The sequence below is a fragment of the Vibrio sp. Scap24 genome (genome assembly GCF_013394185.1).
Taxonomy (GTDB): domain Bacteria; phylum Pseudomonadota; class Gammaproteobacteria; order Enterobacterales; family Vibrionaceae; genus Vibrio; species Vibrio pomeroyi.
Genome location: NZ_CP041333.1, coordinates 66385 through 91087, shown reverse-complemented (window position 1 = coordinate 91087; position 24703 = coordinate 66385). Strand labels below are relative to the sequence as shown.

25 protein-coding genes are annotated in these 24703 nt (G+C 45.2%); 8 read left to right on the top strand and 17 right to left on the bottom strand.

The window, feature by feature from the left end; genetic code table 11:
- Positions 1-385 precede the first annotated feature (385 nt).
- Together FLM53_RS16015 and FLM53_RS16010 are read left to right on the top strand one after the other, a co-directional pair.
- The gene (locus FLM53_RS16015; RefSeq protein WP_176679046.1) at positions 386-751 is read left to right on the top strand and encodes a hypothetical protein; all 366 of its coding nucleotides are present in this window, start codon (positions 386-388) and stop codon (positions 749-751) included.
- A 58-nt stretch (positions 752-809) separates the two neighbouring features.
- Positions 810-1580, top strand: a complete 771-nt coding sequence (locus FLM53_RS16010; RefSeq protein ID WP_176679047.1) for a hypothetical protein — start codon at positions 810-812, stop codon at positions 1578-1580.
- Positions 1581-2021: 441 nt separating this feature from the next.
- Here the strand turns inward: FLM53_RS16010 and FLM53_RS16005 are convergent, their stop codons facing one another.
- Positions 2022-2999, bottom strand: coding sequence for a DUF1254 domain-containing protein (locus tag FLM53_RS16005; RefSeq protein WP_176679048.1), 978 nt, complete (start codon positions 2997-2999; stop codon positions 2022-2024).
- Between the two features lie 116 nt (positions 3000-3115).
- On the opposite strand from FLM53_RS16005, the gene FLM53_RS16000 reads away from it, so the two are divergent.
- The gene (locus FLM53_RS16000) at positions 3116-3997 is read left to right on the top strand and encodes a LysR family transcriptional regulator (RefSeq protein WP_218113439.1); all 882 of its coding nucleotides are present in this window, start codon (positions 3116-3118) and stop codon (positions 3995-3997) included.
- 146 nt (positions 3998-4143) lie between these two features.
- On the opposite strand, the gene FLM53_RS15995 is transcribed toward FLM53_RS16000, so the two are convergent.
- Together FLM53_RS15995 and FLM53_RS15990 are read right to left on the bottom strand one after the other, a co-directional pair.
- Entirely contained in the window at positions 4144-5019 is an 876-nt protein-coding gene (locus FLM53_RS15995; protein WP_176679050.1) for an NAD(P)-dependent oxidoreductase, read from the bottom strand.
- Between the two features lie 17 nt (positions 5020-5036).
- Positions 5037-5936 carry a LysR family transcriptional regulator gene (locus FLM53_RS15990; protein ID WP_017630284.1) on the bottom strand — a complete coding sequence of 300 codons (900 nt, stop codon included), beginning with the start codon at positions 5934-5936 and terminating at the stop codon, positions 5037-5039.
- A gap of 83 nt (positions 5937-6019) precedes the next feature.
- Between FLM53_RS15990 and FLM53_RS15985 the strand changes: the two genes are divergently transcribed.
- Positions 6020-6277 carry a DUF2798 domain-containing protein gene (locus FLM53_RS15985; RefSeq protein ID WP_176679051.1) on the top strand — a complete coding sequence of 86 codons (258 nt, stop codon included), beginning with the start codon at positions 6020-6022 and terminating at the stop codon, positions 6275-6277.
- A 126-nt stretch (positions 6278-6403) separates the two neighbouring features.
- Here the strand turns inward: FLM53_RS15985 and FLM53_RS15980 are convergent, their stop codons facing one another.
- From FLM53_RS15980 to phhA, 4 genes are all read right to left on the bottom strand, one after another.
- Complete coding sequence (locus FLM53_RS15980) at positions 6404-7120, bottom strand: YebC/PmpR family DNA-binding transcriptional regulator (protein WP_017057670.1); 717 nt, start codon at positions 7118-7120, stop codon at positions 6404-6406.
- Positions 7121-7216: 96 nt separating this feature from the next.
- Positions 7217-7426 carry a DUF3283 family protein gene (locus tag FLM53_RS15975; protein WP_008216860.1) on the bottom strand — a complete coding sequence of 70 codons (210 nt, stop codon included), beginning with the start codon at positions 7424-7426 and terminating at the stop codon, positions 7217-7219.
- A gap of 249 nt (positions 7427-7675) precedes the next feature.
- Positions 7676-8014 carry a 4a-hydroxytetrahydrobiopterin dehydratase gene (locus FLM53_RS15970; RefSeq protein WP_176679052.1) on the bottom strand — a complete coding sequence of 113 codons (339 nt, stop codon included), beginning with the start codon at positions 8012-8014 and terminating at the stop codon, positions 7676-7678.
- On the bottom strand, positions 8004-8798 hold the full coding sequence (gene phhA / locus FLM53_RS15965) for a phenylalanine 4-monooxygenase (RefSeq protein ID WP_176679053.1): 795 nt from the start codon (positions 8796-8798) through the stop codon (positions 8004-8006). Before phhA ends, FLM53_RS15970 begins: the two co-directional genes overlap by 11 nt.
- A 199-nt stretch (positions 8799-8997) precedes the next feature.
- Here phhA and FLM53_RS15960 point away from each other — a divergent pair, with 199 nt between their 5' ends.
- Complete coding sequence (locus FLM53_RS15960) at positions 8998-11004, top strand: acetoacetate--CoA ligase (RefSeq protein ID WP_176679054.1); 2007 nt, start codon at positions 8998-9000, stop codon at positions 11002-11004.
- Positions 11005-11122: 118 nt separating this feature from the next.
- Here the strand turns inward: FLM53_RS15960 and maiA are convergent, their stop codons facing one another.
- From maiA to FLM53_RS15935, 5 genes are all read right to left on the bottom strand, one after another.
- Positions 11123-11821: a maleylacetoacetate isomerase gene (gene maiA / locus FLM53_RS15955; protein WP_176679055.1), complete on the bottom strand. Its 699-nt coding sequence runs from the start codon at positions 11819-11821 to the stop codon at positions 11123-11125.
- A gap of 21 nt (positions 11822-11842) precedes the next feature.
- Positions 11843-12880 (bottom strand): fumarylacetoacetate hydrolase family protein, encoded by a 1038-nt coding sequence (locus FLM53_RS15950; RefSeq protein WP_176679056.1) that lies wholly within the window; start codon positions 12878-12880, stop codon positions 11843-11845.
- Between the two features lie 12 nt (positions 12881-12892).
- The gene (locus FLM53_RS15945) at positions 12893-14023 is read right to left on the bottom strand and encodes a homogentisate 1,2-dioxygenase (RefSeq protein WP_108202338.1); all 1131 of its coding nucleotides are present in this window, start codon (positions 14021-14023) and stop codon (positions 12893-12895) included.
- Entirely contained in the window at positions 14016-15089 is a 1074-nt protein-coding gene (gene hppD / locus FLM53_RS15940; protein WP_176679057.1) for a 4-hydroxyphenylpyruvate dioxygenase, read from the bottom strand. The genes FLM53_RS15945 and hppD overlap by 8 nt, the downstream gene beginning before the upstream one ends.
- A gap of 365 nt (positions 15090-15454) precedes the next feature.
- Positions 15455-17494, bottom strand: a complete 2040-nt coding sequence (locus FLM53_RS15935; protein ID WP_176679058.1) for a DUF3466 family protein — start codon at positions 17492-17494, stop codon at positions 15455-15457.
- A gap of 300 nt (positions 17495-17794) precedes the next feature.
- Between FLM53_RS15935 and FLM53_RS15930 the strand changes: the two genes are divergently transcribed.
- The 3 genes from FLM53_RS15930 (at position 17795) to FLM53_RS15920 (ending at position 20359) form a co-directional block, all read left to right on the top strand.
- Positions 17795-18040: a hypothetical protein gene (locus FLM53_RS15930; RefSeq protein ID WP_010432281.1), complete on the top strand. Its 246-nt coding sequence runs from the start codon at positions 17795-17797 to the stop codon at positions 18038-18040.
- A gap of 286 nt (positions 18041-18326) precedes the next feature.
- Positions 18327-19697 carry an ATP-binding protein gene (locus FLM53_RS15925; protein ID WP_176680051.1) on the top strand — a complete coding sequence of 457 codons (1371 nt, stop codon included), beginning with the start codon at positions 18327-18329 and terminating at the stop codon, positions 19695-19697.
- Positions 19694-20359, top strand: coding sequence for a response regulator (locus FLM53_RS15920; protein ID WP_010432275.1), 666 nt, complete (start codon positions 19694-19696; stop codon positions 20357-20359). The genes FLM53_RS15925 and FLM53_RS15920 overlap by 4 nt, the downstream gene beginning before the upstream one ends.
- Before the next feature lie 76 nt (positions 20360-20435).
- Here the strand turns inward: FLM53_RS15920 and FLM53_RS15915 are convergent, their stop codons facing one another.
- The 5 genes from FLM53_RS15915 to FLM53_RS15895 are packed head-to-tail and all read right to left on the bottom strand — an operon-like array spanning position 20436 to position 24669.
- On the bottom strand, positions 20436-21095 hold the full coding sequence (locus FLM53_RS15915; protein ID WP_176679059.1) for an HAD family phosphatase: 660 nt from the start codon (positions 21093-21095) through the stop codon (positions 20436-20438).
- Position 21096: 1 nt separating this feature from the next.
- The gene (locus FLM53_RS15910) at positions 21097-22116 is read right to left on the bottom strand and encodes an ABC transporter ATP-binding protein (protein ID WP_176679060.1); all 1020 of its coding nucleotides are present in this window, start codon (positions 22114-22116) and stop codon (positions 21097-21099) included.
- A complete protein-coding gene (locus tag FLM53_RS15905; RefSeq protein ID WP_102285509.1) occupies positions 22116-22901 on the bottom strand; it encodes an ABC transporter permease in 786 nt (261 codons plus the stop codon). Before FLM53_RS15905 ends, FLM53_RS15910 begins: the two co-directional genes overlap by 1 nt.
- Positions 22901-23794 (bottom strand): ABC transporter permease subunit, encoded by an 894-nt coding sequence (locus FLM53_RS15900; protein WP_099165983.1) that lies wholly within the window; start codon positions 23792-23794, stop codon positions 22901-22903. The genes FLM53_RS15905 and FLM53_RS15900 overlap by 1 nt, the downstream gene beginning before the upstream one ends.
- Positions 23791-24669, bottom strand: a complete 879-nt coding sequence (locus FLM53_RS15895) for an alkaline phosphatase family protein (RefSeq protein WP_176679061.1) — start codon at positions 24667-24669, stop codon at positions 23791-23793. Before FLM53_RS15895 ends, FLM53_RS15900 begins: the two co-directional genes overlap by 4 nt.
- Positions 24670-24703 lie beyond the last annotated feature (34 nt).

Below are 24703 nucleotides of genomic sequence, written 5' to 3'. Positions count from 1 at the left end.
AAAAAAGTTTCACAAAGTTATCATCAATATCCTAACTTTTTGATTCGGAAAGTTAATCTTCAAGCGTATTTTAAAGTCTTTTTATGCATCTTGTATCCTGCATCAAAGAAATAACCGTAAGATCACCCTAAGATACTGTTAATAATAATTTTATTATCATCGACAGAATGGATATGGCTAAAAATGAAATTTTAGCGGGCATGGTTGTGAGGGATACATTCCGTTTATGACCTCTCCTTTAGATCCACTACCTACTCAGTTGGTCAATGAATAATTGACTAATGAGTACGCAGTGGATTTTATATTCACTGCGCACCACGGCCTTAGTCTCAATTCACATTTTTGTTGCCCTGTTATTTTTAAAAGCCGGAACGACGAACTCAATATGAACACACCTTACTTTCCTGAACTTCCAATCGAGATCGCAAATCCAATGGTCAGTCTTTATCGACTATTAGATACGAAGAAAAAACATTCAGACTCTCTAGGAGAACATAACTCGATCCTTGAGCTTCAGCTATATCTGCAAAATGTATGTCACCTTGCAAGAACAGTCTATTCGCCACCTATCACGATTATAAACAAACCGATGTTAGAGAGGTTGATCAGGCATTCTTTTTCTCTGGATAGACAATTGCAGGCGATAGCTGAACATTATGAATGGCTAGAAAATACTGAGACCCAAATGATGAAACAGATGAGTCTCATTGTTGATACCTTAGTCAGTGAACATGAGCACTTGAGTAATTAAACGATTTTAAAGCGAAATATTTGAATATCATCCTCATTTAGAATCTGGAGATTTAAAAATGGAACGATTGATTAGTGATTTGCATTTCATTAATTCAGCAAAAGCTATAGATACAGTAGAAGTAGATCTCGGTAGCCTTACGAAGAGTTGCCATGACTACCTCGATGTTGTTATTGAGAGCTTACAACCGCTAGCAGAGTCGTCCCCGAATCTGCGTGCAACCGTTTATGTACAACAGATGCCATCAGCCAACTTTATGCAGCCAGGTTGCTCAGTTTTTATTGGTGTTGTGGGGAACTCAAATGCCCTAGAATTAATTTTGGACGGCTTCCAATCGACAAAAGGAGTAGATGCTCGCTACGGCGATTCAATTCTCGCAAAGCAATCAAGCCGTAGGCTTCACATCGAGGATGGTTCTGTTTGGCGACAGGAAGACGACTCGACTTGGTTTGTCGACTCTGGCCTCAATCAGTACGAAGAATCATCAGAATTGGAAGATGATGATTATCAATATACGGATGAAGACTATGCCAAATACCCAAGCAACGCTAAGGTTTATGAAGCCGGCGACTTGTTAAAAAACAAAGGCAAAGTCGATGCTACCGAACTTGACGTTATAAAATGTACAGATGATACGACACAATCTAGAGCCATTTATACCCGACAAAGAGCAACTCGCTCGGATGCAAGTGTAGGGTCTATTCGTTCGACGATAGAAGAGGTTTTTGGCCTGCCAGAAGGGTCTGTTAGACTTTGTGATCCCGAAGGCTATTCATTACGCGCGGATGCAAAAATAGCCACACTTCGTAAACGTTGGGACAATGGTTAAATAATTTAGCTTTACTATGCTAATCAAGATTTTGTGACTTATTGTTGTTATAAAAACACGCCAACTAAATAGTTGGCGTTTTCGTATCTGGCCGTTGAATAAACCGATTCAATACAAGCTAAAGCAAAGAACGAAGCTCATCCGTTACATCGATAGTTATTAGTCTCAAAAGCTGGCTATTCTTTAGATTATCTACTCGTAAAACGCTGAATCTCTCATTGGACTCTTCTAGAGTAATATCGACAAGTTTTCCATACTTGGGACAATTCATTGATAAGTTAACAAGCGAACCATTACGCTTTTGTCCGATGACGGATAGCAAAACCAACGCTTCGCATGTACTTCTATACACACAAACAGAAATAGCCGCTAATCAGCGGCTATTTTTAATGTTTCAAATGAGTCTTAGACTACTTTATTTTTCAGAACCAACGACTAAAATTAGCCGACTTTCTTAATCATCGTCGCTGGGTTGTAACCTTTCTCGCCTTTGCTCACTGGTTCGCTTGGATTGTAGTGGCGCATTAGCACATTAAATTTACCCGTGTTATTACCGTCCATAGTTGGAATGTTGTTTGGCTGACCTTCACATCCGAAACGGAGAGTATAGGTTCCATCGCTGTTCATAACAGGTGCCATTTCACTCGAAATATTGGCTTTATCGTTAAACATGCGTCCATCAGCGTTATATACGGTCGCCGACCAGAATGAGCCAGCCTTCGGATCTTTGAAAGTCGTCTCGTAACATGCATTCGCATCGAAGTACTGGCTAGTTTGATAGATGTTGTCTTCAACCATCGCACCACCCCAACCGCCAGCTGCGCCGACGTAATTCATATAATCAGTTTGGCCGCTTTCTTCGTTACCAAACGCCTTTGATTGGTCATATCCGTCACTGAAATCGATGTTGCCAGCTTTATCCGTGGCCTTGAACGACGCCATATCCCATTCTTTTACGACAAACGGTTTCTCACTGCCTGTTTCAATTTTAAGGTTATGGCGAGCGTCATCTTCAAGCGCACGAACAATAACGAATGCGTGGTCGGTTTTTGCACTGATTTTATGACGACCCGAACCGTAGATCATTGGCTGCGTCTCGTGGTTTTCATCCACGACTTGCAGTGACACATATTGGTCAGTTTCTGGAACCGTCACGTAGACATCATCGTTCGACATATCGATGACAGAAACGGAGTAAAAGGTATCTCGATTCATTCGCACAACGAACTGCTCTTCTGGAACGCTGCTTGGTACTGGCATCTCAAAGAATGTATTGATACCGCCTGCTTTCTCTACTACCGCGCCGAGACGCATATTGGTGTATGCCTGAGCAAAATTATCTTCCGTGACGATGGTTGGCGCTGCAATAACGCTGGTTGAGAATAAAGCGACAGCAGTAAGGGGAAATAGTGTTTTCATATTAGCGACCTTTATATTTCAAAGTGAATGTCATTTGGAAGAGTATTATTTGCTCTGCCGATAGTGATCACTTTATACTTCCAAAATGGAAAGTGTGGAAAATAGGACTTGCCAAAATGGAAAGCATAGACTTGAACTTGCTGCGTACCTTTGTATTACTGTGTCAGTCGAATAGCCTGAAAAGGGCTGGGATGAAACTGGGGATCTCAGAAAGCGCCATCAGCAAGCAAATGACCAAGCTAAGAGAACAATTAGGGCACCCACTTTTCGAACGCACCACGGAAGGGTTAAGACCAACGCATTACAGCAAATCTATTTTGCCCAAGATTGAACAAGCCTTGTCCTTGATGCACTCCGCCACCTCACCAGTGACATTCGACCCTGCCACCTACGAAGGGCCAATTACCCTTGCTTTCTTCGCTTACACACTAGAGTTCTCAGGCGTTAGTTTATTTAGGGAGCTCTCGAAAACATTTCCCAAAGCACAAATAGAGCTGAAAACTTGGACATCAGATACAGAGCAAAAATTAGAAGACGGTGATATCACCTTAGGTGTGCACTTTCTAAATGAAGAGCGTAGTTCGAATATCTTCCAGAAACGTATCATGCCCGACCAACTGGTGATCGCCGTATCAAAATCATTAGGGCAACTAACATGGGAAGAGGCATTGCAGTTGCCTTTTATCAAGATCCGAAGCCAAGGTTGGAATGAAGAACGTTACCGATATTTAGAAATGTTGAGAAGCAGTGGAATTGACCCTCACATCAGTATCACGGTGGACAATTTTTCAGTTGCGAGACAAATTCTAGAGCAAGGTGACCACGCCTGCGTATTAAGCGATAGTTGGAAGGACGCTTCGCTTAACACAATAGAGCCACCCAAAGAGCTTAGAATTGATCTAAATCTTGTATCCTGCATGCGTCTTGTCGATCGTCAAAGCCCTCTAAACCTTGCTGTTCATGACGTGATTAAAAGGGTCATGCTTCAATCTATATAGGTTTTAATCTAGATAGGCTTTAATCTAAATAGTTAGTGTCTGAAACGAGTTAAAAAGGCTCGTTATCGTTTCATGCAAACAAAAATAGCCGCTAATTAGCGGCTATTTTTAGTTATCTAAACGAAGCTTCTATCTCTTCTGTCTTGCTACTTCTTTGTCTCTTCAACGACAGCTTTCATCAATACTGATGTATCCATGCGACCTTGTCCTTCAGCAGACAATGCCTTGTAAGCGTTGTTAGTCTTTTCAGTCAACGGAAGTTGGATACCTTGGCGTTCTGCTTCATCTAGGCAGAAGCCTAAATCTTTGATCATCCAATCAATTGCGAAGCCGAAGTCGAATTTGTCTTGCGCCATTGTGGTAGCGCGGTTTTCCATCTGCCATGAACCTGCTGCGCCGTTTTTAAGGCAATCAACCAGAGTTGGAATATCCAGACCTGATTTTTCAGCCAGTACCAAGCCTTCAGATAAGCCGTTCAATACACCCGCGATGCAGATCTGGTTCACCATTTTCGCGCGTTGGCCTTGGCCGACTTTACCCATCAGAACGGACGATTTACCGTAAGCTTCAAATACAGGTTGAAGGTCGTTGAATAGCGCTTGCTCACCACCACACATGATAGTTAGCACACCGTTTTCTGCGCCCGCTTGACCACCAGACACTGGTGCATCCATGAAGCGAATACCCGCTTCCTTCGCAGCGACTTCAAGCTCTTCAGACAAGATTGCAGACGTTGTGGTGTGGTCAACAAGAATCGCGTTTGGCTTCATTGCCGCCAATGCGCCTGTTTCGCTGGTTGTCATGCTACGCACGTCATCATCGTTGCCTACACAAACCAATACTACGTCGGCTTCTGCGACACACTCAGCTACACTCTCAGCGGCTTTACCTTGGTGTTTATCAGCCCAGTCTAGTGCTTTGCTATGAGTGCGGTTAAATACCGTTACCTCAAAACCGGCTTTGACTAGGTGGCCTGCCATTGGGAAACCCATTACGCCTAGCCCGATAAAACTTACTTTCATTTCTTTCTCCTTTTCATTTAACTCAGCTCATCGTGATGGAACGATCGAACGCTCTCAATCAAGGTCTCGATAAGCAAAGTCAAAGCCTTCGGCTGATATTTTCTTTCTTTGTACACTAAATACGCTTGGCGATCACCCCGATGATACTCAGGGAGCACTTGAATCAGATTCATTTCCGGAGAAACATGACGAAAAGGCAGTGAGGCGATGCCTAATCCCTTTTGCGCAGCGGCCGCGACAGCATAAATATCGTTAACGATGAACTTAGGTTTGATCGTCACCATCTGCTCTAACTGACCAGATTTGTAGAGTGGCATATCAAACACATCATCGACATTAATCCACTCTTGATGCTCGAGATCGTCTGGCTTTTTAATCTCTTCGCGAGAATCCAGATACTCTTGGCTCGCAAAAAATCCGTGCTTGGCCTTAAACAGTGGTCGCGCAATCATGCCGTCCATGTCGGAAATTTGAAACGTGATCAACAAATCACGATCGGTTTCAGGCACCACTTGCTGTTGGCTCAAGATGAGATTGAGTTGTACTTTTGGGTACTCAGCAAGAAATTGCTCGACAGTAGGGCGAAGAAAACCGCTATAGAAGTTATGAGGCACCGCGAGCTTTATTTTGCCTTGGATAGCATCGCGCTCTTCAAGCAAGCTACTAAAACCCTGATGCAGTGACTCCATGCTGCTACTCAGTGCTGCAAAGGCCGCTTCACCATCTTTAGTGGCCACCAACTCTCTACCCTTCTTCTCTAAAAGGCGAATGCTCAGGCGCTCTTCCAAGGCGGTTAATCGGCGCGACATGGTCGACACAGGTAATTGAAGTCGCTTCGATGCCGACAACAACGACCCCTCTTCCACCACCGTACAAAACAGGAATAGATCATCAATGTTTCCAAATATGGAATTCATACTTCTATATGTGCCTATTTTTCTCATTTATGGATAAGAGTAACCTTAATGCATTCCAATAATAAAATCACTAAGGAGAGCAGATGAAAAACAGACTGCATTGGGTTACCGCGATACTGTCTTCACTTGTCATGGCATTCATGATGTCGGGGATCATATCGGGTTATAAGATGGGTTTCAGTCAAGCATGGCCACCAATTTGGTTAAACAGCTTTTTGATTGCTTGGCCGTGTGCACTCACACTGAGCCTAACCTTGTTACCACAAGTCAGAAAAGTCGCTGAGTGGCTATGTCGCCCGAGATCAAAAACGATAGCCAAAGTGAGTTTATGCGATGAATAACGCCATGAATTCCAAAGTTATTTATAGAACCAGCGGAACAATGATCAAGGAAAACAATCATTGTTACCGACATAAAAAAACCGAGCACTAGGCTCGGTTTTTTAATAACTGTTGTTACTGTAAAGATTACAGCTCAGCGTTGTGGTAAACCTGCTGAACATCATCACAGTCGTCAAGCATGTCTAAGAACTTCTGGAACTTCTCAGAATCTTCTTCAGCTACTGGCGTAGTTGTTTGAGGAACGAAAGTGATTTCCTCAACGTCTAGAGTTAGCTCTGGGAACGCAGTGTTTAGTGCAGTCTTCGTTTTGAAGAACTCAGTCGTTGGAGCGAATACAGTGATAACACCGTCTTCTAGCTCAACGTCAGTCACGTCTACGTCTTCCATCATTAGCGTTTCTAGGATGATCTCGTCATCTTCACCTTTGAACTGGAATACAGCTTGGTGAGCGAACATGTGAGAAACAGTACCTTCAACACCGATTTTCGCGCCAGTCTTAACGAAACATTGGCGAACGTCTTGGAAAGTACGGTTGCCGTTGTCAGTTAGACAGTCAACGATTACGCTTGTGCCACCTGGGCCAAAACCTTCGTAACGAGCTGGTTGGAAGTCTTCACCGCCGCCGCCGTTCGCTTTATCGATCGCTTTGTCGATAACGTGAGCTGGTACTTGGTCTTTCTTCGCTTTAGCAATCAGGTGCTTAAGAGGTAGGTTCATGTCTGGGTCAGAGCTGCCGTTCTTAGCCAGTACGTAAATCTCTTTACCGTATTTAGAATAAACTTTAATTTTTGCGCCTGCAGTTTTCGCCATTGAGGCCTTGCGCACTTCAAAACTTCTTCCCATCGGGATCTTCTCTCTGATTCAATTAACGGTGCAAATTCTAGCAAATTACTGTGTCATTTCAATTCTACAGCATTGCTGGGCAAGGTTTGTCTGCGTTTATGCGACACCCATTACCCGTTTGTATTTTTCTACAGACTGTTCAAACCACACCTTTTCATCTGGGTCACCTAGCTTCATTGCTTCTTCAACAATGGCTTCAGGGCCACATTTCGCTTGCTTCAGTTTCCATACAAGAAACGATGCTTGCTTATCCAGTTCGATTTTATTTTTCTCGCTGGGTGGAAGGAGTGAAAGGTTGATAGACATTGCTAGCCTTCGTCTGTAATACACTTGGCCGAGAAATATATCATAGAGCAGGCTCATAAAACCAATACTATGAGTAACAGAAAGGGTTTATGAGACCCGAAACCAAGCAAGTCACTGATGCAGGTCAAGCTAGTTTGAGAGAAGTGACGCCCGATGATGCGAAAGTATTACTTATTCAAATCACAATATGAGCCGAATAATGAGTTAATCACATCACAAAGGCGAAAGAGTAATTTCTAACCTGCAATACTATTCACTCACAGCGAACACATCGCAGCGTGAGGCGCAGATGAAATCATTTTTGTGGAGGCCTTTGATTGAGTGGCTCCACCAAGTTATGGTGACTTTGCCCCATTCCAATAAGATCGAAGGGTGATGGAACTCTTCTTCTGCCAACTCAGATACTTTGTTGCTGAATGCCCATGCTTGTTTGTAGTTCTTGAACTTAAACACCTTCTCAAGCTGTGGGATGCCGTCTCTTTCCATGATCTGCCAATCTGACAACTCCAACAGTAAAGATTGTTGCTCATCTTTACTTAGGGCAATCGCGTCGATACTGCAGGCTTCGCATTTTTGTTCATTCAACATGTGTTGGTTCCTTGGGTTCAAAAAGTGGTGGTAGTAACCCCGCATCAATCGCGAGATCAGCTTGCTGTAATAGGTTTTCTTGACTGATTTTGAAGAGCTCAGACAGCTCGTCGATCACGTAATATTTCGGTTGCATGATGTCGATGCGATAAGGCGTTCTTAAAACCGTTTGCAGATCGAACCGCTCACGAACGGCCAAATCCCCTCCCAACGCATACATAGTTTCCGCCGGAGACGAAAGAATGCCACCGCCATAGATTTTCAGTTGTTGGCCTTCTTTTACTAAACCGAACTCGACCGTAAACCAATACAAACGGGCAAGATAAGCGCGCTGTTTTGATGTCGCTGCTTGGCCTAGTTTTCCATAATGCTCAGTGAATGCTGCGAAATCAGCATTAGTGAGCATGGCACAGTGACCAAAAATTTCATGAAAGAAATCAGGTTCTTGCAAATAATCGAACTCGTCTCGCGTTCTCAAAAATGTCGCGACGGGGAATTTCTTATTGGCGAGCAAATCAAAGAAACGGTCAAAATCGATTAACGCAGGAACAGGCTGAACCTGCCAACCTGTTGTTTCCTTTAGCACTTTGTTTATCTCTGGAAGCTGAGGAACTCTGTCTAATGGCAGATCCAGCAGGGTCAAACCGTGCAAATAAGCATCGCATGCGCGGTCACTAATGACGTCCAGTTGCCTTTTCACCAAGTCGTGCCAAATGGCATCTTCTTCGAGGCTCCACCCAACCCATCCCTCTTGGCTCACGGGCTTAGAATGATATTGAGTCATTACACACCTCCTTTCGAATGTCTCACTTTAAGCCTATCTCCACTCCTTATATCCGCCAATTTGCGCTATTTTTCGAAACAAGCGATTGTGTAACATTTTATTTACACAATTCCGCCGGACGCTTATTTTGCTGAACTTTTGACTTTGTAAAACCTAAATACCAGACTGAAAACGTTAACTTTTTGTTAAAGGTAAAGGAATGCACGAAAGCAATAAGCCCATTTGGCAGCCAAGCGAGCAGCGTATCGCCGATGCCAACTTAACCCGATTTATCGATAGCCTTGAACAGTCTGGGTTAAACCTGGATAGGGACGTAAAAAGCTACGCCGAACTCCATCAATGGTCTGTGGATCAGCCGGAATCGTTTTGGCAAAACGTATGGCAGTTTTGTGGAGTAGTCGGCTCGCAAGGCTCGATTAACAAGGCAGAAAGCGAGACCATCAAAGCTCAAGGTGAGAGCCGCTGGCAGCAGCCTAAATCGAATCGTGATACGGTTTGGTTTCCCAATGCACAAGTAAACTACGCCGAGAACTTGCTGCGTTTGGCACAAACCATGCCTAATGAACTGGCGATTTGGTTTGAGAATGAACGTGGCGAACAACAGAGTTATACATGGAAAACCCTGTGTGAAGCGGTCTCTAGCGTTCAGCAATGGCTTGTCGATAGCGGAGTGAAGCAAGGTGATGTGGTTGCTGCGTATACGCCCTATCTGCCACAAACCGTAATAGCGATGCTGGCAGCCACCAGCTTGGGCGCGATTTGGACATCAACCTCGCCTGACTTTGGTGTCGAGAGTGTGATTGAGCGATTTGGCCAAGTGAAACCTAAGGTGTTGTTCACCTGTGATGGCTACACCTTCAATGGTAAAGCGTTCGATATGACGGACAAGAACCGTGAAATCATCGAGCACTTAACCGAGCTAAAACAGGTGTGTCAGATCAGTTACTTGGGAAGGAATGACTTTGAAAATGATGTGTCGACCCGAAGCTGGCACAGCATCATTAACCATTATCAGCCACAACCTGTACGATTTGTGCGTGTCGGCTTCAATGAACCATTGTTTGTACTCTACTCTTCCGGCACCACAGGCAAGCCAAAGTGCATTGTTCACTCGGTTGGTGGCACTACCATCAACCACCTAAAAGAGCATCAGCTTCATTGCGATGTTAAGCCAAACGATCGCGTGTTCTATTACACCACTTGTGGTTGGATGATGTGGAACTGGCACGTCTCTGCGCTCGCTAGCGGTGCTTGTTTGGTGATCTTTGATGGCAGCCCAGTTTATCCGCAACCTAACGTTCTATGGGACGTGGCACAGCGCGCCGATGTGTCGCTATTTGGCACCTCAGCCAAGTATCTAGAAGCTATCGAGAAGGCAGAGCTCTCACCTATCGACAACCATTCTCTTCCCCACTTAAGAACACTGTGCTCAACGGGGTCAGTGCTTTACCCCGAGCAATTTGATTACGTTTACAAACACATCAAACAAGACCTGCATTTGGCGTCCATTTCTGGTGGTACAGATATTTGTGGCTGCTTTGTGTTGGGCAACCCTATCTCACCAGTATATCGCGGTGAATGCCAACAGGCAGGGCTTGGCGTCGACATCAAGGTGTTCAATTCGTCGGGTCAAAAGGTCAATCACGAACGTGGTGAACTGGTGTGTACAAATTCCCTACCCAACTTCCCTGTTGGCTTCTGGAATGACACCGGAGAGCGTTATCACAGCACGTATTGGGATAGATTCGATAATGTGTGGCATCACGGTGACGAGGTCTCACAGAGCGTGCATGGCGGCTATCTGTTCTACGGGCGAGGCGACACTACACTCAACCCCGGTGGCGTGCGAATTGGTACCGCCGAGATCTACCAACAAGTGAACACCATTGAGGGCATCATCGACTCCATCGCCGTGGGTAAAGATGTCGACCGCAATGAACAGATTTGGTTGTTTGTTCAACTGCAGCAAGGCGTGGATCTCAATGAAACGTTATTGGCAACCATCAAGAGTAAGCTCAAGTCATCTTGCTCGCCAAGGCATGTGCCTAGTCAGATTTTTGCTATCAGTGACGTACCAAAAACACGCTCAGGAAAACTGGTGGAACTGGCGGTGAAACAGGTGGTGAATGGCAAGCCCGTCGAGAACATCGGCGCGATAGCCAATGCGGACGTGCTCGATGAGATCAAACGTGTGATTTCGCTTTAGCGCTCTTATCTCATAAGGTCTCAATTAGAAGAAAATAACTTCCAACGAAAAGCCCTCCACGAATGAACATCGTGGAGGGCTTTCTTAATCTTAGAGACTATTAAATTTTAATCTATGGCTATCCGTTCGCATCCGATTGATTCTCTGGCATTGCCTCAATAAACGCGGACAACTTATTGCACGCTTCGACAATCGAATTAATTAGCGGATAAGGCGACATATCAACGCCAAAACGCAGTGCATTGTAGACTTGCGGCACTAAGCAAATATCGACGATACCGGGCGAATCTGTGAGGCTATACACCGAATCGCCATGCGCTTTTCTGTGCTTCGCCAGCTTCTCTTCTAGAGTACTGAAACCTTGGCTCATCCAGTGATGAAGCCAATCCATTTTTGCCTCTTGCTCGCACGACAACACTCGCTCCAAATACTGCAACACACGTAGATTATTCAGAGGGTGAATTTCCATCGCAATGTCCTGAGCCATCGCCAGTGCTTGATAGCGCAGTGGGGTTTGCTCTGGAATGAGCGAGGAGTCAGGGCTGCTCTCACACAAATAGTGTTCATCGAGATATTGAAGAATAGCCAGTGACTGATTGAGTTGAACTTCACCATCCACCAGCACGGGCACTAATTGGCTGGCGTTGAGCTCACGATATTGTGGGTTATGCTGCTCGCCGCCATTACGCACCAAGTGCACCGATTTAGACTCGTAGTTGAGTTGCTTCAGGTTTAATCCAATACGCACTCGATAGGCTGCGGACGAGCGCCAGTAACCGTAAAGTATAATGTTCTTGTTCACGATGCTCTCGCTCATACAGAAATCCTATTACGTGGATTATAGCGCTCGATACTGGCTCACTTTTTGGTCAATCGCACCAAAAATGGAGTCACCAGCTGCATCGAACATCTCAAGCTTGATCGAATCGCCAAACGACATGAATTGAGTCGAAGGCTTACCATCACGAATTGTCTCTATCATGCGTACTTCAGCAATACACGAGTAGCCCACACCGCCTTCCGCAATCGAGGTACCATGGTCTGTGCCTTGCTTATTCGATACCGTGCCAGAGCCAATGATCGCACCAGCCGACAGTGGACGAGTCTTCGCAGCATGGACAATCAGCTCAGCGAAATTGAAGGTCATGTCTACACCTGCATTTGGACAACCAAAAGGCTGGTCATTGTAGGTCGATATCAGTGGTACATGCACCTTGCTGCCTTTCCACTGCTCACCTAGCTCGTCAGGTGTGACGGCAACAGGAGAAAACGCTGAAGAGGGCTTAGACTGGAAGAAACCAAAACCCTTTGCGAGCTCTGCTGGAATCAAGCCACGCAGGGATACATCATTCACCAGCATCAGCAGACGAATCGAATCATTCGCTTGCTTGGCGCTAGCCCCCATTGGCACGTCACCGGTGACAACCGCGACTTCACCCTCGAAATCAATACCCCAATCATCACTAGCAAATTCGATATTGTCACGAGGACCAATAAAGGCGTCTGAGCCACCTTGATACATGAGCGGATCGACCCAGAAGCTTTCTGGCATTTCAGCACCACGCGCCTTACGCACCAGCTCAACGTGGTTTACATAGGCGCTGCCATCTGCCCATTGATAAGCGCGTGGCAGAGGCGATTCACAATACTGAGTGGCAAACACTTCACGGCTCGTCACATGCCCGCTATTTAACGAGGTGTATAACTCTTCTAACTGAGGCGCAACGCTGTCCCAGTAATCCAAGGCTACCTGCATGGTAGGTGCCAGATGCATCGCATGGAAGATTTCAGTGGCAGGTACACACTGTTTGAGATCTTTACTCACGACCATCAACAGACCATCACGAGTACCATTTTTCTTGGTTGCTAATTTCATCCTTGTTGCCCCTTACTTCTCTTGCCAACTGTAGACATATTCTTTGTTCTCAACGCTATCGAGTTCGTCAGAGAACTGCAGTGCATGACGAGTATCGATCATCACCGCGACTTCATCGGTAAACTTCTTCTTGTGTGCCTGACCCGCCTTGAAAGCCTTTGGATGAGGCCCATGCGTGAAGCCCGCAGGGTGGAAAGTCACCATGCCCGCTTCAATATTATCGCGACTGAAGAAGTCCCCGGCATGATAGAAAAGCACTTCGTCATAATCGTCATTGTTGTGGTAGAACGGCACTTTCAATGCACCGGGATCGCTCTCAATCGGGCGTGGTACAAAAGTGCACACCACAAAGCCTGCGCCAACAAAGGTGGTGTGTGCAGACGGTGGCAAGTGATAGCGATGTGACATCAGCGGTCTGATATCGCGCCAATTCACTTTCACTACAGCCAAATCCCCATGCCAACCAATCGCATCCAATGGATTGAACGGATAAGTGATCACACTGACTTTGTCGTGGCGTTTCACCTGAACTTGGGTTTGATCTTCTGAATATTGAGCACGGAATTGATCGTTGATCGACGGGATTTCAAGAACCGCCGGATCAAACACCGCATGATTGCCGACCATGCCTTTCTCTGGTAAGGAGTATGCCGCGTCGGTGTTCTCAATCATCAAGATGAACATCGGCTCGCTTGGCTCCAAGCGCCAGTTGGTCGAGCGCGGGATCATCACGTAATCCCCTTCACTCACTTCTAAATGACCATAGTCGCAATAGAGATCAGCCCTACCTTGGTGAATGAACAGCAGCTCATCACCATCGGAATTACGCACCAAGAAATCCATCTTCTCGTCCATACGCCATACACGAATTTTGCAGTCCGCGTTGTGCAAAAGATGAGGCACCGCCCAAGGGGTTATCTGGCTGGCTTTTTCCACCAGCGTAAAATCAAAAGCGCGAGGGCGTAAATCACCCTCCCACTCTGACCAACCTGTTGGGGCATGTTGGTGATGGAAGTGAGCGGCAGGGCCGAAGAAACCACTTCGGCCCGCCTCTCGCTCATAGATTGCCTCTTCGGGGAAGTCGGCATGCGCTTGTTTAGAGCAAACACCCTCCCGATGAGGAAACGAGATCCATTTATGCATCGTCTAATACTCCTCGACGAATCTGGTCCTCTTCAATCGATTCAAACAGCGCCTTGAAGTTGCCTTCGCCAAAGCCTTCATTGCCTTTACGCTGAATGATTTCAAAGAACACAGGCCCGATTACTGTCTGCGTGAAAATTTGCAGCAAGATGCCGTCTTTAGTCGGCGCACCATCAATCAGAACGCGTAGGTCGCGCAGCAGATCGGTATCTTCCCCGTGGCCTTTCACACGACCGTCAACTTTCTCATAATAGGTGTCTGGAGTTGGCATAAAGTCCATGCCGCGATCACGCAGGGTTTTCACTGTTTTGTAGATGTCATCCGTAGCGAGGGCGATGTGCTGGATACCTTCACCGTTGTATTCACGGATGAACTCTTCAATTTGTGATTTGTCGTCTGAAGACTCATTGATAGGGATACGGATTTTGCCACATGGTGAGGTCATGGCGCGGCTCACAAGGCCTGTCAGCTTACCTTCAATGTCGAAGTAGCGAATCTCACGGAAGTTACCGATACGCTCATAAAAACCAGACCACAGATCCATATTGCCTTGTTTCACGTTGTGCGTGAGGTGATCGATCTCGTAAAGACCAACATCAGCTTTCGCCATGCGCTCTTGCGCGTCATCATAGAATCGGAAGTCAACGTCGTAGATGCTCTGCTTGCCGTAGCGATCCACAAAATAGAGCAGGCTTTCACCGATACCATAAATGGCAGGAATGCTCAGCTCCATAGGCCCTATTTCTGTTTTGTACTCTTCACCACCGCCGCTGAACGCCTGCTTCATTGCCGCAGTTGCATCATTTACACGAAACGCCATGCCACACACAGATGGGCCGTGAACTTTAGCGAATGCTTCAGCTTGGCTGTGTGGCTGTTCATTGACGATAAAGTTGATGTCACCTTGTCGATACAGCCAAGCCTCTTTTGAACGGTGCTTAGCGATCTCAGCAAAACCAAGTGACACAAACAGCGCTTTAAGTTGCTCAATTCCCTTGTGGTCGACAGCTGTGTATTCAACAAACTCGAATCCATCCGTACCAAGCGGGTTGTATGACTCCACCATGAACTTTCTCCTTGTACCTATCGGTCTTGTGTTACGTTTTTTATGAAATGATTGTTTGTTTTTTGTCCTTAATTAAATTTGGCCCACAAGCCGACAGATTGGAATGGATAGAGAGAAATGGGCAATAACGCTAAAAACCCGTCAATTTGTAAAATATTTATTACACACAAACTCAATTCACAAGAAAGTGAGTGCTATCAAGGGATTGAAAGAGGGTGGTTTGATTTACAAGCAAGCAAGAGATGTTATTGAATTGTTACATGCATAGGCTTTTAAGCGAAAGGGATGGGATAAATTCGACTTAGTGCCGCCTTCGATGTTATCGGAAATAGAAGGCGACTTTTGAACTTCATCAATTTAAAGAGTTACAGACGAGATACTCTTGAACGCATAGAAAGCACAGACATTAAACTGATGAGCACTAATAACCCGGTACCGGCACCACTACGTTCAACATCTTCAGCGCTATCATCACTTCTTTCAGCAATGTCTTCACTTGTTGCTCCAGATATCGGGATAAGTTTCACTGCCACCACCCTCTCATCACCCACTCCATCATTACAATAAGCAAAGTGCGCGGTTGAATCATAAGCCATAGAAGAGGAGCTACTTTCACTCGCAAAACATTGTATTGCCGTCCCAGAGATAACACCCGCGTCATTAATGTCGGTTGCGTCCAATATCCTAAAGTGGTTGTTAGCATCACTGTAGTCACCACCGTTAGTTAGGTCGTCTAACCACCAAGCTTGATCATTATATCTTGCACGTCTATCAGCATCGCTACCAGTGTCGTTGTAAGGGAAAATGAAGCCGCGATGCCTTCTTTCATGGCCGTCTACTTCAGAGTGAGTTTCTGCGTCAACATAGCCAACAATTTCATTGTAATTATTGATCTCACTTGCTTTTCCTTCTGCACTATCAAAGAAAATGTCTTCACCTAAACTTGCGAAGAATGTGGCTGTTGGCGTTGTGTCATTCGCATCAGCGACAAACATACGATTGTCAGACACACGATCCGACGCATAATCACCATCTCGTTTTGCATAACCAATAACCATCATGTTTTCATTAATATCTGTTGCAACAGAATTACTGTGAATGTATGAATCACTCACTTCTACCGTCGCATTAGCGATAAATGTAGTCGTCCAAGCATTTTCCGAAACGCTGAAATTTGACGTACTGCTTGGCCTAAACACAGCAGCCTGCATAAGAAAGTTATCAGAATCATCTAGCTCTGTATTGTAACCAACTAAAACAGGATAAGAGCTATATGTCCCTCTAGATGAAATCGTTGCAGCCCTCACACTCGCCTGTGCTGAAGCTTCATCATCGTTGTAAGAGTAATAGGTCGAACTGGTTTCCCAATCGGATACAGCAAAACGGTTTCCATCATCATTGGGGCCATTCGCATCGGTTATATTCCAGACAAAAGCTCGATTAGCAAAAGCAAAGTTCTGACACTCTGGATATAAAGCAGGCTCAATATCTCCATCGATACAATTATCTAGATCCTCTGCATCACTGTCGGATGTGTACGGAGAGTCATAATCTTTGTATCCATCACTGTAATAAAAAGTCGCAACGGACGCGCTTCCGACCACATAGCTTTCTCCTTCATAACTGAAAGAGTCAAAAGCCATCGTTCTTCCCATTTGGGAAATTATATTCGCTTCGCCGTCAGCATCGCTGATCGTAATACTGGTATCGGCTTCAGGTTGGAGAACCGTAAATTCAGTGCCTGTATCGTAGTAACCACGCTGCCTATACAACTGAATATATTGGTTGTTATAGCTGTAGTAACCACTGCTGGTGTTACCAAGAACAAAACCATTCTCGTCAACTTTAGTGATGACCTTCTCCTCTGTTCCATCAACAAAGGAATAACTATAACTGCTCACATCAGGTGGGTTACTACCGACATCCGGGATCCCACTTAACGAGTAAGAGTCATAAAAAGCCGTGGAATTCGTCTGATAGCTCAACTCGTAATATGCATCACGCTCATTTTTCAAGCCTCCAATACCAGCATCCTCATCGCCATACCACAACAAAGAACTCCAAGCTTCACAAGTCGAGTAGCCAAGTTCGCTCGTGCAGTAGCTATAGATATCGTCATAATCCAAATAGTAGAACGTGTTATCGATACCTAAAGGGACCTCCTCTTTAAAGGAAAAACCTGGTTCTGCATTTTGAGCTTCCCCTGCGAACGCGTAGTCTGTGTCACCACAACTGGTACTAAAGCAATCAGTTGTACCAAGCTCTGGTTCAACTGCAACCCCATACACAGATTCCGTTTCTACTGGTGATTCCTCTAAAACCACCCTATAAAGCGCAGCGTTACTATAAGAAGCAACCAACAACGTAGAAGAGACAACGACTGATTTTTTTACCATTGCCTTCATTCTACGGCTCCTAAAAAATAATCCATTTCAATACCAACGATAGCTTTCTGCCTTTATTGCCAAAGGCATTAAATTCATGAGTTCAATAGTGGACTAGGATAAAAATAGAAAATGTGGAAACTATGTAGAAACAATGGAGGTTTAAAAAACTTACTTAATGGGCTGATGATCTGATGCGCTATTAAAATTAAGCGCTAACTTTCATCTCCTAGATTTATCCATTTTCTCTGCTAATTTGATAGCTAACCTATTTGCGTCAAAGAAATACACTTATCTTTGGTTACGAATAGGAATGAAATTATGAAAAAAATCACGACAGCATTACTTTTACTGACATCGACATTCGCGCTTCAAGCGTGCGCTGAAAGTCGTGAAGGTCCAAGAGAAATGCCAAGCTTTGAAGAAATGGATGCAAACGGTGATGGCGAATTACAATTAGAAGAGCTCAGAGGTCCACTCGCCGATGACTTTGACAAACTAGACGCAGATGGAAGCGGTGGTCTATCTGAAGAGGAAGTTCCGCCACCACCACCAAGACGTCAATAATTGTTAGAGGGTTATCCAAAAATAGTGATAATTCAATGCGAGCTGATAGGGCATAGCACCCTGTCAGCTCGCTATTCGTTTCTAACAAAAAGATGCTTATACATGGCCTAAGATGAATAAAGAAATCAATGTCCACATTTCCCACACGATTGGGGATTAATATTGGTTTAACTCACTTTTGTCTTAACTCATTTTACTGTCCTAATTCACTTTAACTTCTGGAGAGAACGTGCGCATATCAATTTTCACTAAACTGTTTGTTTCAATACTAATGGTATGCGTGACCATGCTCTTTGTACTCACCTATTTTATTAACTCCAGTTTTCAAAGAGGGCTCCAAGATTTCACAAATAATAATGAGATTGCCCTAGCTCAAGAACTCGCCAATAACTTAAAGCAATATTACTCACCTTCCGAAAAGTGGAGGCGGCTAGAACGTGAACCACATTTAATCGCCAGTAGCATTGGTGGCCCCTCACGACCACATGCTCGTGACAGACACCCATCGCCACCACCAGTACGAGAGCCGGAAGCGTCAGGTCTTCAACCTATTTGGCAACGACTCAACATTTTAGATCAAAACGGGCGAGCTATAATTGGACCTCCTGAAAACCTACGTCACCTTGAAGATGGTCAGCATCAAGCACTAGTCGAAATAACACGGGATGATCAAGTGATTGGGTATATCTCCATCATCCAGATGGATGAAATATCAGGGCCTTTAGCTGAAAGCTTTTTCAAACAACAAACGACGCATGTAAGCACTATCGCATCGATTACCGTGTTGCTTTCATTCCTTATCGCTTTGTTTCTTGTTAGGCGATTTTTGAAACCATTGCGTGCTTTGTCGAAAGGTGCCAAATCTATCGAAAATGGCGATCTCGATTTCTACATTGAAAAAAGCGGCAATGATGAATTGTCCGATCTCATCGGAATATTTAACGGTGTTGTCGAGACACTAAGAAAACAGAAAACACTTAGAGAACAGTGGTTATCGGATATTTCACATGAACTTAGAACGCCTATCACCGTGCTTAGAAGTGAACTAGAAGCGCTACAAGACGGTATTCGATCACCTGAACCAAAATACATAGACTCGTTACATCAACAAATCATCACACTGGGTCAACTCGTTGAGGATCTTCATCAACTCTCCCTGTATGACATCGGATTTAACCTCAATGTAAAAAACAACGTTGATATACATAAACTGATTGATTCGGTGATCGTTCAAAACTCAATCCGTTTAGAACAAAAAAACATCACATTAACAAAGCACTATAACCATTCAGCCCCACTGTTAACCTCGTGTGATGATAGATTACTGACACAACTGTTTGTGAATCTATTGGAAAATAGCGCGCGATACACTAGCGATAATGGGCATGTATCGATAGAGGTTACCGACATTAGTGATAGTATTATTATCCACGTTGAAGACAGTGATCCAGGAGTACCTGATGCATCACTCCCGCGTTTGTTTGAGAGGCTTTACCGCGTTGATAAATCGCGCAGTCGCTCAAGTGGCGGTTCTGGGCTTGGCTTATCTATCTGTAAAAATATCGTTGAAGCGCACCAAGGACACATTACTGCCGACCACTCAGAATTGGGTGGGCTACGAATCATCATAGCGTTGCCAAAGGAAATAAAATCGTGATTTTAGTCGTCGAAGATGAGCCTGCATTAGCAAGTGTACTGTGTGAGTACTTAGAGCACTCTGGACTTGAAAGTCATCATATTATCGATGGTAATCTTGTCATTGACTGGGTAAAACAAGCATCGCCTAAACTCATTATTCTCGACCTAATGCTACCCAATCGAGACGGGTTGGATATTTATCGAGAGCTGAGAACGTTCAGTGACATCCCAGTAGTTATGGCGACAGCCAAAGTAGAAGAGATTGATCGACTCGTTGGGCTTGAATTAGGTGCAGATGATTATATATGTAAGCCGTACAGCCCGAGAGAAGTGGTCGTGAGGGTGAAAAATATTTTGCGCCGTTCCAACAAGCCCCAAGCCACGTCAGCAACGAACGCCATTGATATTGATGAATTGAGTATGACCGCCGTCCTATGTGGTATTAAGCTAAGTTTAACGCCAGCTGAGTTTCGGCTTTTGCACCTTCTTTATCAAAATGTTGGCCGCATTTATAGTCGCGATCAATTGATTGATAAAATCTACGACGATAGAAGAGTGGTCAGTGATCGCACTATCGATAGCCATATTAAAAACTTACGCAAAAAAATGGTCTCGATAAATGAAAAATGTGACTACATTAAATCCATTTACGGGATAGGTTACAAACTTGAAATAGAATAATACGAATCAAAAAAGCCGCTGTAGTCAGCGGCTTGATAAGCTCTAGAACGAAGCTAATTCGAATATAAGATTCGTGTTAATCCCAACTGAGAATCGACCAGTTAGGTTGATCGGCAAGTGCTTTCAAACGCGGGCATGGATTCACCAAGTAAGCAAAATCAGCGTGTTCACACAAAGGTAAGTCGTTGATTGAATCAGTATAAAAGTGAATATCTGAGTAGTTGGTTTCTTGATTGTCTAACCACTCTTTCAAACGCGTTACTTTACCTTCTCGGTAGCTTGGCACACCTGAGATTTGAGACGTGAAACGGCCTTGGTTTTCGACTAAATCGATACCGAGTGCATTCTCGATACCAATCTTGCGGCCGACCGCTTCCACTAAGAAAGTCACGCTGGCAGAGATGATCAACATGTCGATGTCATCATTCTCTAGCTGCTCAATCAAAGGTTTCGACTGCTTGAACTGCTTAGGCAGAATATGCTGTTCGACACACTCTTCAACCAAGGCAGTGACTTGCTCTGTTGGCATATTCGCGAGTGGCTGCATGGCGAACGTGAGGTAATCTTCCATGTTCAGCTTACCTTCTGAATACAGGCCCATTAAGCGCTGATCTTCTTCAATAAAGTTAGGCGCAGTGGCAATGCCCTTTTCAACCAAGAACTCATTCCAGAGCATCGCGGCATCGGCATTGATCAGCGTTTCGTCCATATCAAATACATACAAAGGTTTGAACATCTTAGGCTCTCACAGGTTGAATTTCGTTAAGGTTAAACAGGAGTTCAAGTTGGCTGCCGTTTGCCAACAGTCGCTCAGAAGAACGGTTAAGTAAGTCGACCGTTAATTCACACTCATCAACGTCCACTTGGTAGCGAATCACGTTGCCCAACAGCTGGTGGTTACGAATGGTGCCCGTTTTCGGCGCAGAGATATGTTCGCCATATTGTCGGCCTTGCTCTTTAACGTAGATAGATTCAGGACGAATCGCCACCTTCCACTCGGTTTCAATATTAAACAGCTGCTTAGCCTTGTTCGATTGCACCAAGTTGTAGTGTCCCATGAAACCCGCGACGAACTCATTGGCAGGTTGAGTGTAGATCTCTTCAGGTGTACCAGCTTGGACGATCTCGCCTTTATTCATCAAGAAGATACGGTCAGACATGATCATCGCTTCTTCCTGATCGTGAGTCACGAAGATCGTGGTCAGGTTCATCTCTTTTTGAATATCTCTGATCTGCTGACGCAGATGTTTACGGATCTTCGCATCCAGCGCTGAAAGTGGTTCATCAAGCAATAAAATACGCGGCTTCACCACCAAGGCTCTTGCCAAAGCCACACGTTGACGCTGACCGCCCGATAACTGATGCGGATAGAACTTCTCTTTGCCCGTTAAATCCACCAGCCCAATCACTTTCGCCACTTCACGCTTAATCTCGTCAGCGGCCAGCTTTTTCATCTTAAGGCCAAACGCAATGTTGCCCTCGACCGTCATGTTAGGGAACAGCGCATAAGATTGAAACACCATGCCGATGCCACGTTCTTGCGGCACTTGGTGAGTAATCTCCTCACCATTCACCCAGATTTCGCCACCATCGACCGGATTTAAGCCAGCCAAGCTGCGCAGTAGCGTTGATTTACCACAGCCACTTGGGCCAAGCAGCGTGATGAATTCACCCTTCTCGATTGCGAATTCAATGTCTTCAAATACTGTGTTGTCACCAAAGCGCTTGGTGAGGTTTTTCGCATTTACATAGCTCATTATTTTGTTCCCTGGCTGAAACGACTTGCCAACCAAGTCAGTAAGAAAATAAACAGGAAGTACGTCATCACAAGGGCTGACGTGAAGTGCCCACTGGTTTGACGCATGTTGTATAGGTAAATCTGTAGTGTTTCGTAACGTGTACCCACCAAGATGTTGGCGAACACGAACTCGCCCAATAGGAACGAGAACGATAAGAACAGCGACGCCATTAAGCCTTTCTTAAGGTTTGGTAGAATAATCAATAAAAACGCTTTGGTCGTGCTTGCGCCGAGCAGGTGCGCTGCGTCCATCAAGTCGTGCAGGTTGATTGCTTCAAAACTGTTGGCAATCGCGCGATACATGAATGGCAACGCGATGGTGAAGTAGGTACCAATCAGAATCCATGGTGTGCCTATCAAGGAGATTTCGCTATCAGCATACAGCTGAAGCAAGCCAACAGACGACACTACTGGCGGCACAGCGAACGGCAATAAGATGAGGATATTCATCACCTTGTCGAGTTTCGGGAAATAGTAAAACACCACGAAAATCGCAGGCAGAACCAACACCACACTCAATGACAGCGCCGCCACACAGATAAACAGTGAACGGCCAAAGGCTTGTAAGAAGCGAGGATCCGTCAGCAGGTTGATGTACCAATCCAGAGTAAAACCGTCAGGCAAGATCGTCGCGCCCCAACGCGAAGAGATCGAGTAGATGAAGGTCGCCAAGATCGGGATCATCATGATGCCAACAATCGAATAGACCACGGTTTTATGAAAGTGAGTCTTTACAGTGTTCATTACTTTCTCTTCCCTGCGTAGCTTTTGCTGATCAGCCATTGGTTAATCACGGTGATAAAGGCCAGCATAGCCATCAAAATCACTGAGATTGCGGCAGCTAGATTAGGTTCTAGGAACAAGTCGCCCGATACCAGGCTCGCGATTCGAATTGTAATCACGTTGTAGTTACCCGAGGTCAACGCATACACGCTCGCATAGGCGCCAATCGCATTGGCAATCAAGATGATGAAGGTGCCAAACAAGGCAGGAGATAACACAGGCAGCGCAATTTTGGTCCAGTATTGCCATGTTTTCGCACCAAGCAGTGCTGAGGCAGCTTGCCAGTCGTCACTCAAGGCATCGAACGCTGGATACAGCAACAACACCGCCAATGGGATCTGGAAGTAGATATAAATCGCCAGCAGGCCCCACTTACCGTAAAGGTCGAAATCACCCAGCAATCCATACTGCTTGAGCAATAAGGTAATCGCCCCATTGGTGCCCAAGATGATGATGAAAGCGAACGACAGAGGCACGCCAGAGAAGTTGCTGCTCATGTTGGTGAAGGCAATCACCGCATCGCGGATTTTAGAATCAACGCGGCGCAATGAAGAAACGAGCAGAGTCGCAATCGCCAAGCCAACAATGCTCGACCAAATCGACAACCATAAACTGTTGCCAAAGGCCTGCATCATGAAAGCAGAATCGAATATTTCAGAATAGTTTTCTAGGGAAAGCTCATCGTCGTAAAAGAAGCTATTGATCAGCACCCAAACCATAGGTGCCAGTTGGAATAGATAGAAAAACAGTGCGAAAGGCGCAAGCCACAAAGCGGGCTTGAAGCGTTTGAACCAAGATTTGGTTTGAGGTTTAAGCGCAGAGCCATCGCTCTGCGTGATTACAGAACTGCTCATAGGGCCAACAATTCCTGAGTGTAAGATTTATCGTGTTCAAGGTTGAGTAGCTGACACACGCTGCCGCAAATATCCGTCTGTTTCACTGAACATTCTTGGTGTGTGAACTTATCGCCAATCACAAAGAAAGGTACTTCGCGCTCTTCAGGCAAAATGCCACCGTGAGACAAGTCATTGTTCATGCCATGGTCACTGGTAATGATCACTTGATAACCATCATCTACCCACTTCTCAAGGTAGTTCGACAGGTAGATATCCGCGCCACGTGCACTGTTGCGGTACTGGCGAGAATCCAACCCATGCTTGTGTCCAATATCGTCAATGTTCATCGGGTGAATCAGTAAGAAATCCGGCTGATGGGTGACACGCAAGTGCTCAGCATCCAAGAACAAGGCTTCATCTGGGTAGTGGTCCCAATGGTAGAAACAGCCGTGTTGAATGTTCATGGTTTCATCGTTGGTAAAACGATCACGCACAGCGTCAAACGGCGCTCGGTTATACAACTCGCTCACCCAATGATAGGCCGCTGCAGCCGTCACTTTGCCCTGCGATTTAGCCAAGCTAAAGATCGACTCGTGATTAGACAAACGCACGATTTGGTTGTTAACAATGCCACTCTCGACAGGGCGAACTCCCGTTAAAATGCATTCATACAAAGGGCGTGACATAGACGGCAGTTCACACTGCATTGGGTAAAGTGTGGCGCGCAGCTTGTTTTTCTGCGTGCTCAGCGAAGTGCTCTGTTTATTGTACGAGTCGCCCTGTTTTTCATGAAGATCTTTAAGTTCTAGAAGACCGTTCAGGTAGCCCATGCAATCACGGGCTACCTGATAATTCAGTCCATCTAGAACAACAAGGATAACCTTATTGCTCATGGTCTATTCTCTATTGCTTGTTTCTATAAGCCAC

Bases quoted from the DNA above. Each gene is read 5' to 3' on its own strand.
- FLM53_RS16015 (WP_176679046.1), top strand. From the start codon at position 386: ATGAACACACCTTACTTTCCTGAACTTCCAATCGAGATCGCAAATCCA.
- FLM53_RS15925 (WP_176680051.1), top strand. From the start codon at position 18,327: ATGCTCTTTGTACTCACCTATTTTATTAACTCCAGTTTTCAAAGAGGG.
- FLM53_RS15960 (WP_176679054.1), top strand. From the start codon at position 8,998: ATGCACGAAAGCAATAAGCCCATTTGGCAGCCAAGCGAGCAGCGTATC.
- FLM53_RS15950 (WP_176679056.1), bottom strand. From the start codon at position 12,880: ATGAAATTAGCAACCAAGAAAAATGGTACTCGTGATGGTCTGTTGATG.
- FLM53_RS15990 (WP_017630284.1), bottom strand. From the start codon at position 5,936: ATGAATTCCATATTTGGAAACATTGATGATCTATTCCTGTTTTGTACG.
- FLM53_RS16010 (WP_176679047.1), top strand. From the start codon at position 810: ATGGAACGATTGATTAGTGATTTGCATTTCATTAATTCAGCAAAAGCT.
- FLM53_RS15980 (WP_017057670.1), bottom strand. From the start codon at position 7,120: ATGGGAAGAAGTTTTGAAGTGCGCAAGGCCTCAATGGCGAAAACTGCA.
- FLM53_RS15895 (WP_176679061.1), bottom strand. From the start codon at position 24,669: ATGAGCAATAAGGTTATCCTTGTTGTTCTAGATGGACTGAATTATCAG.
- FLM53_RS15915 (WP_176679059.1), bottom strand. From the start codon at position 21,095: ATGTTCAAACCTTTGTATGTATTTGATATGGACGAAACGCTGATCAAT.
- FLM53_RS15910 (WP_176679060.1), bottom strand. From the start codon at position 22,116: ATGAGCTATGTAAATGCGAAAAACCTCACCAAGCGCTTTGGTGACAAC.
- FLM53_RS15995 (WP_176679050.1), bottom strand. From the start codon at position 5,019: ATGAAAGTAAGTTTTATCGGGCTAGGCGTAATGGGTTTCCCAATGGCA.
- FLM53_RS15900 (WP_099165983.1), bottom strand. From the start codon at position 23,794: ATGAGCAGTTCTGTAATCACGCAGAGCGATGGCTCTGCGCTTAAACCT.
- FLM53_RS16000 (WP_218113439.1), top strand. From the start codon at position 3,116: ATGGAAAGCATAGACTTGAACTTGCTGCGTACCTTTGTATTACTGTGT.
- FLM53_RS16005 (WP_176679048.1), bottom strand. From the start codon at position 2,999: ATGAAAACACTATTTCCCCTTACTGCTGTCGCTTTATTCTCAACCAGC.
- FLM53_RS15975 (WP_008216860.1), bottom strand. From the start codon at position 7,426: ATGTCTATCAACCTTTCACTCCTTCCACCCAGCGAGAAAAATAAAATC.
- phhA (WP_176679053.1), bottom strand. From the start codon at position 8,798: ATGACTCAATATCATTCTAAGCCCGTGAGCCAAGAGGGATGGGTTGGG.
- hppD (WP_176679057.1), bottom strand. From the start codon at position 15,089: ATGGTGGAGTCATACAACCCGCTTGGTACGGATGGATTCGAGTTTGTT.
- FLM53_RS15905 (WP_102285509.1), bottom strand. From the start codon at position 22,901: ATGAACACTGTAAAGACTCACTTTCATAAAACCGTGGTCTATTCGATT.
- FLM53_RS15935 (WP_176679058.1), bottom strand. From the start codon at position 17,494: ATGAAGGCAATGGTAAAAAAATCAGTCGTTGTCTCTTCTACGTTGTTG.
- FLM53_RS15970 (WP_176679052.1), bottom strand. From the start codon at position 8,014: ATGTTGAATGAACAAAAATGCGAAGCCTGCAGTATCGACGCGATTGCC.
- maiA (WP_176679055.1), bottom strand. From the start codon at position 11,821: ATGAGCGAGAGCATCGTGAACAAGAACATTATACTTTACGGTTACTGG.
- FLM53_RS15985 (WP_176679051.1), top strand. From the start codon at position 6,020: ATGAAAAACAGACTGCATTGGGTTACCGCGATACTGTCTTCACTTGTC.
- FLM53_RS15930 (WP_010432281.1), top strand. From the start codon at position 17,795: ATGAAAAAAATCACGACAGCATTACTTTTACTGACATCGACATTCGCG.
- FLM53_RS15945 (WP_108202338.1), bottom strand. From the start codon at position 14,023: ATGCATAAATGGATCTCGTTTCCTCATCGGGAGGGTGTTTGCTCTAAA.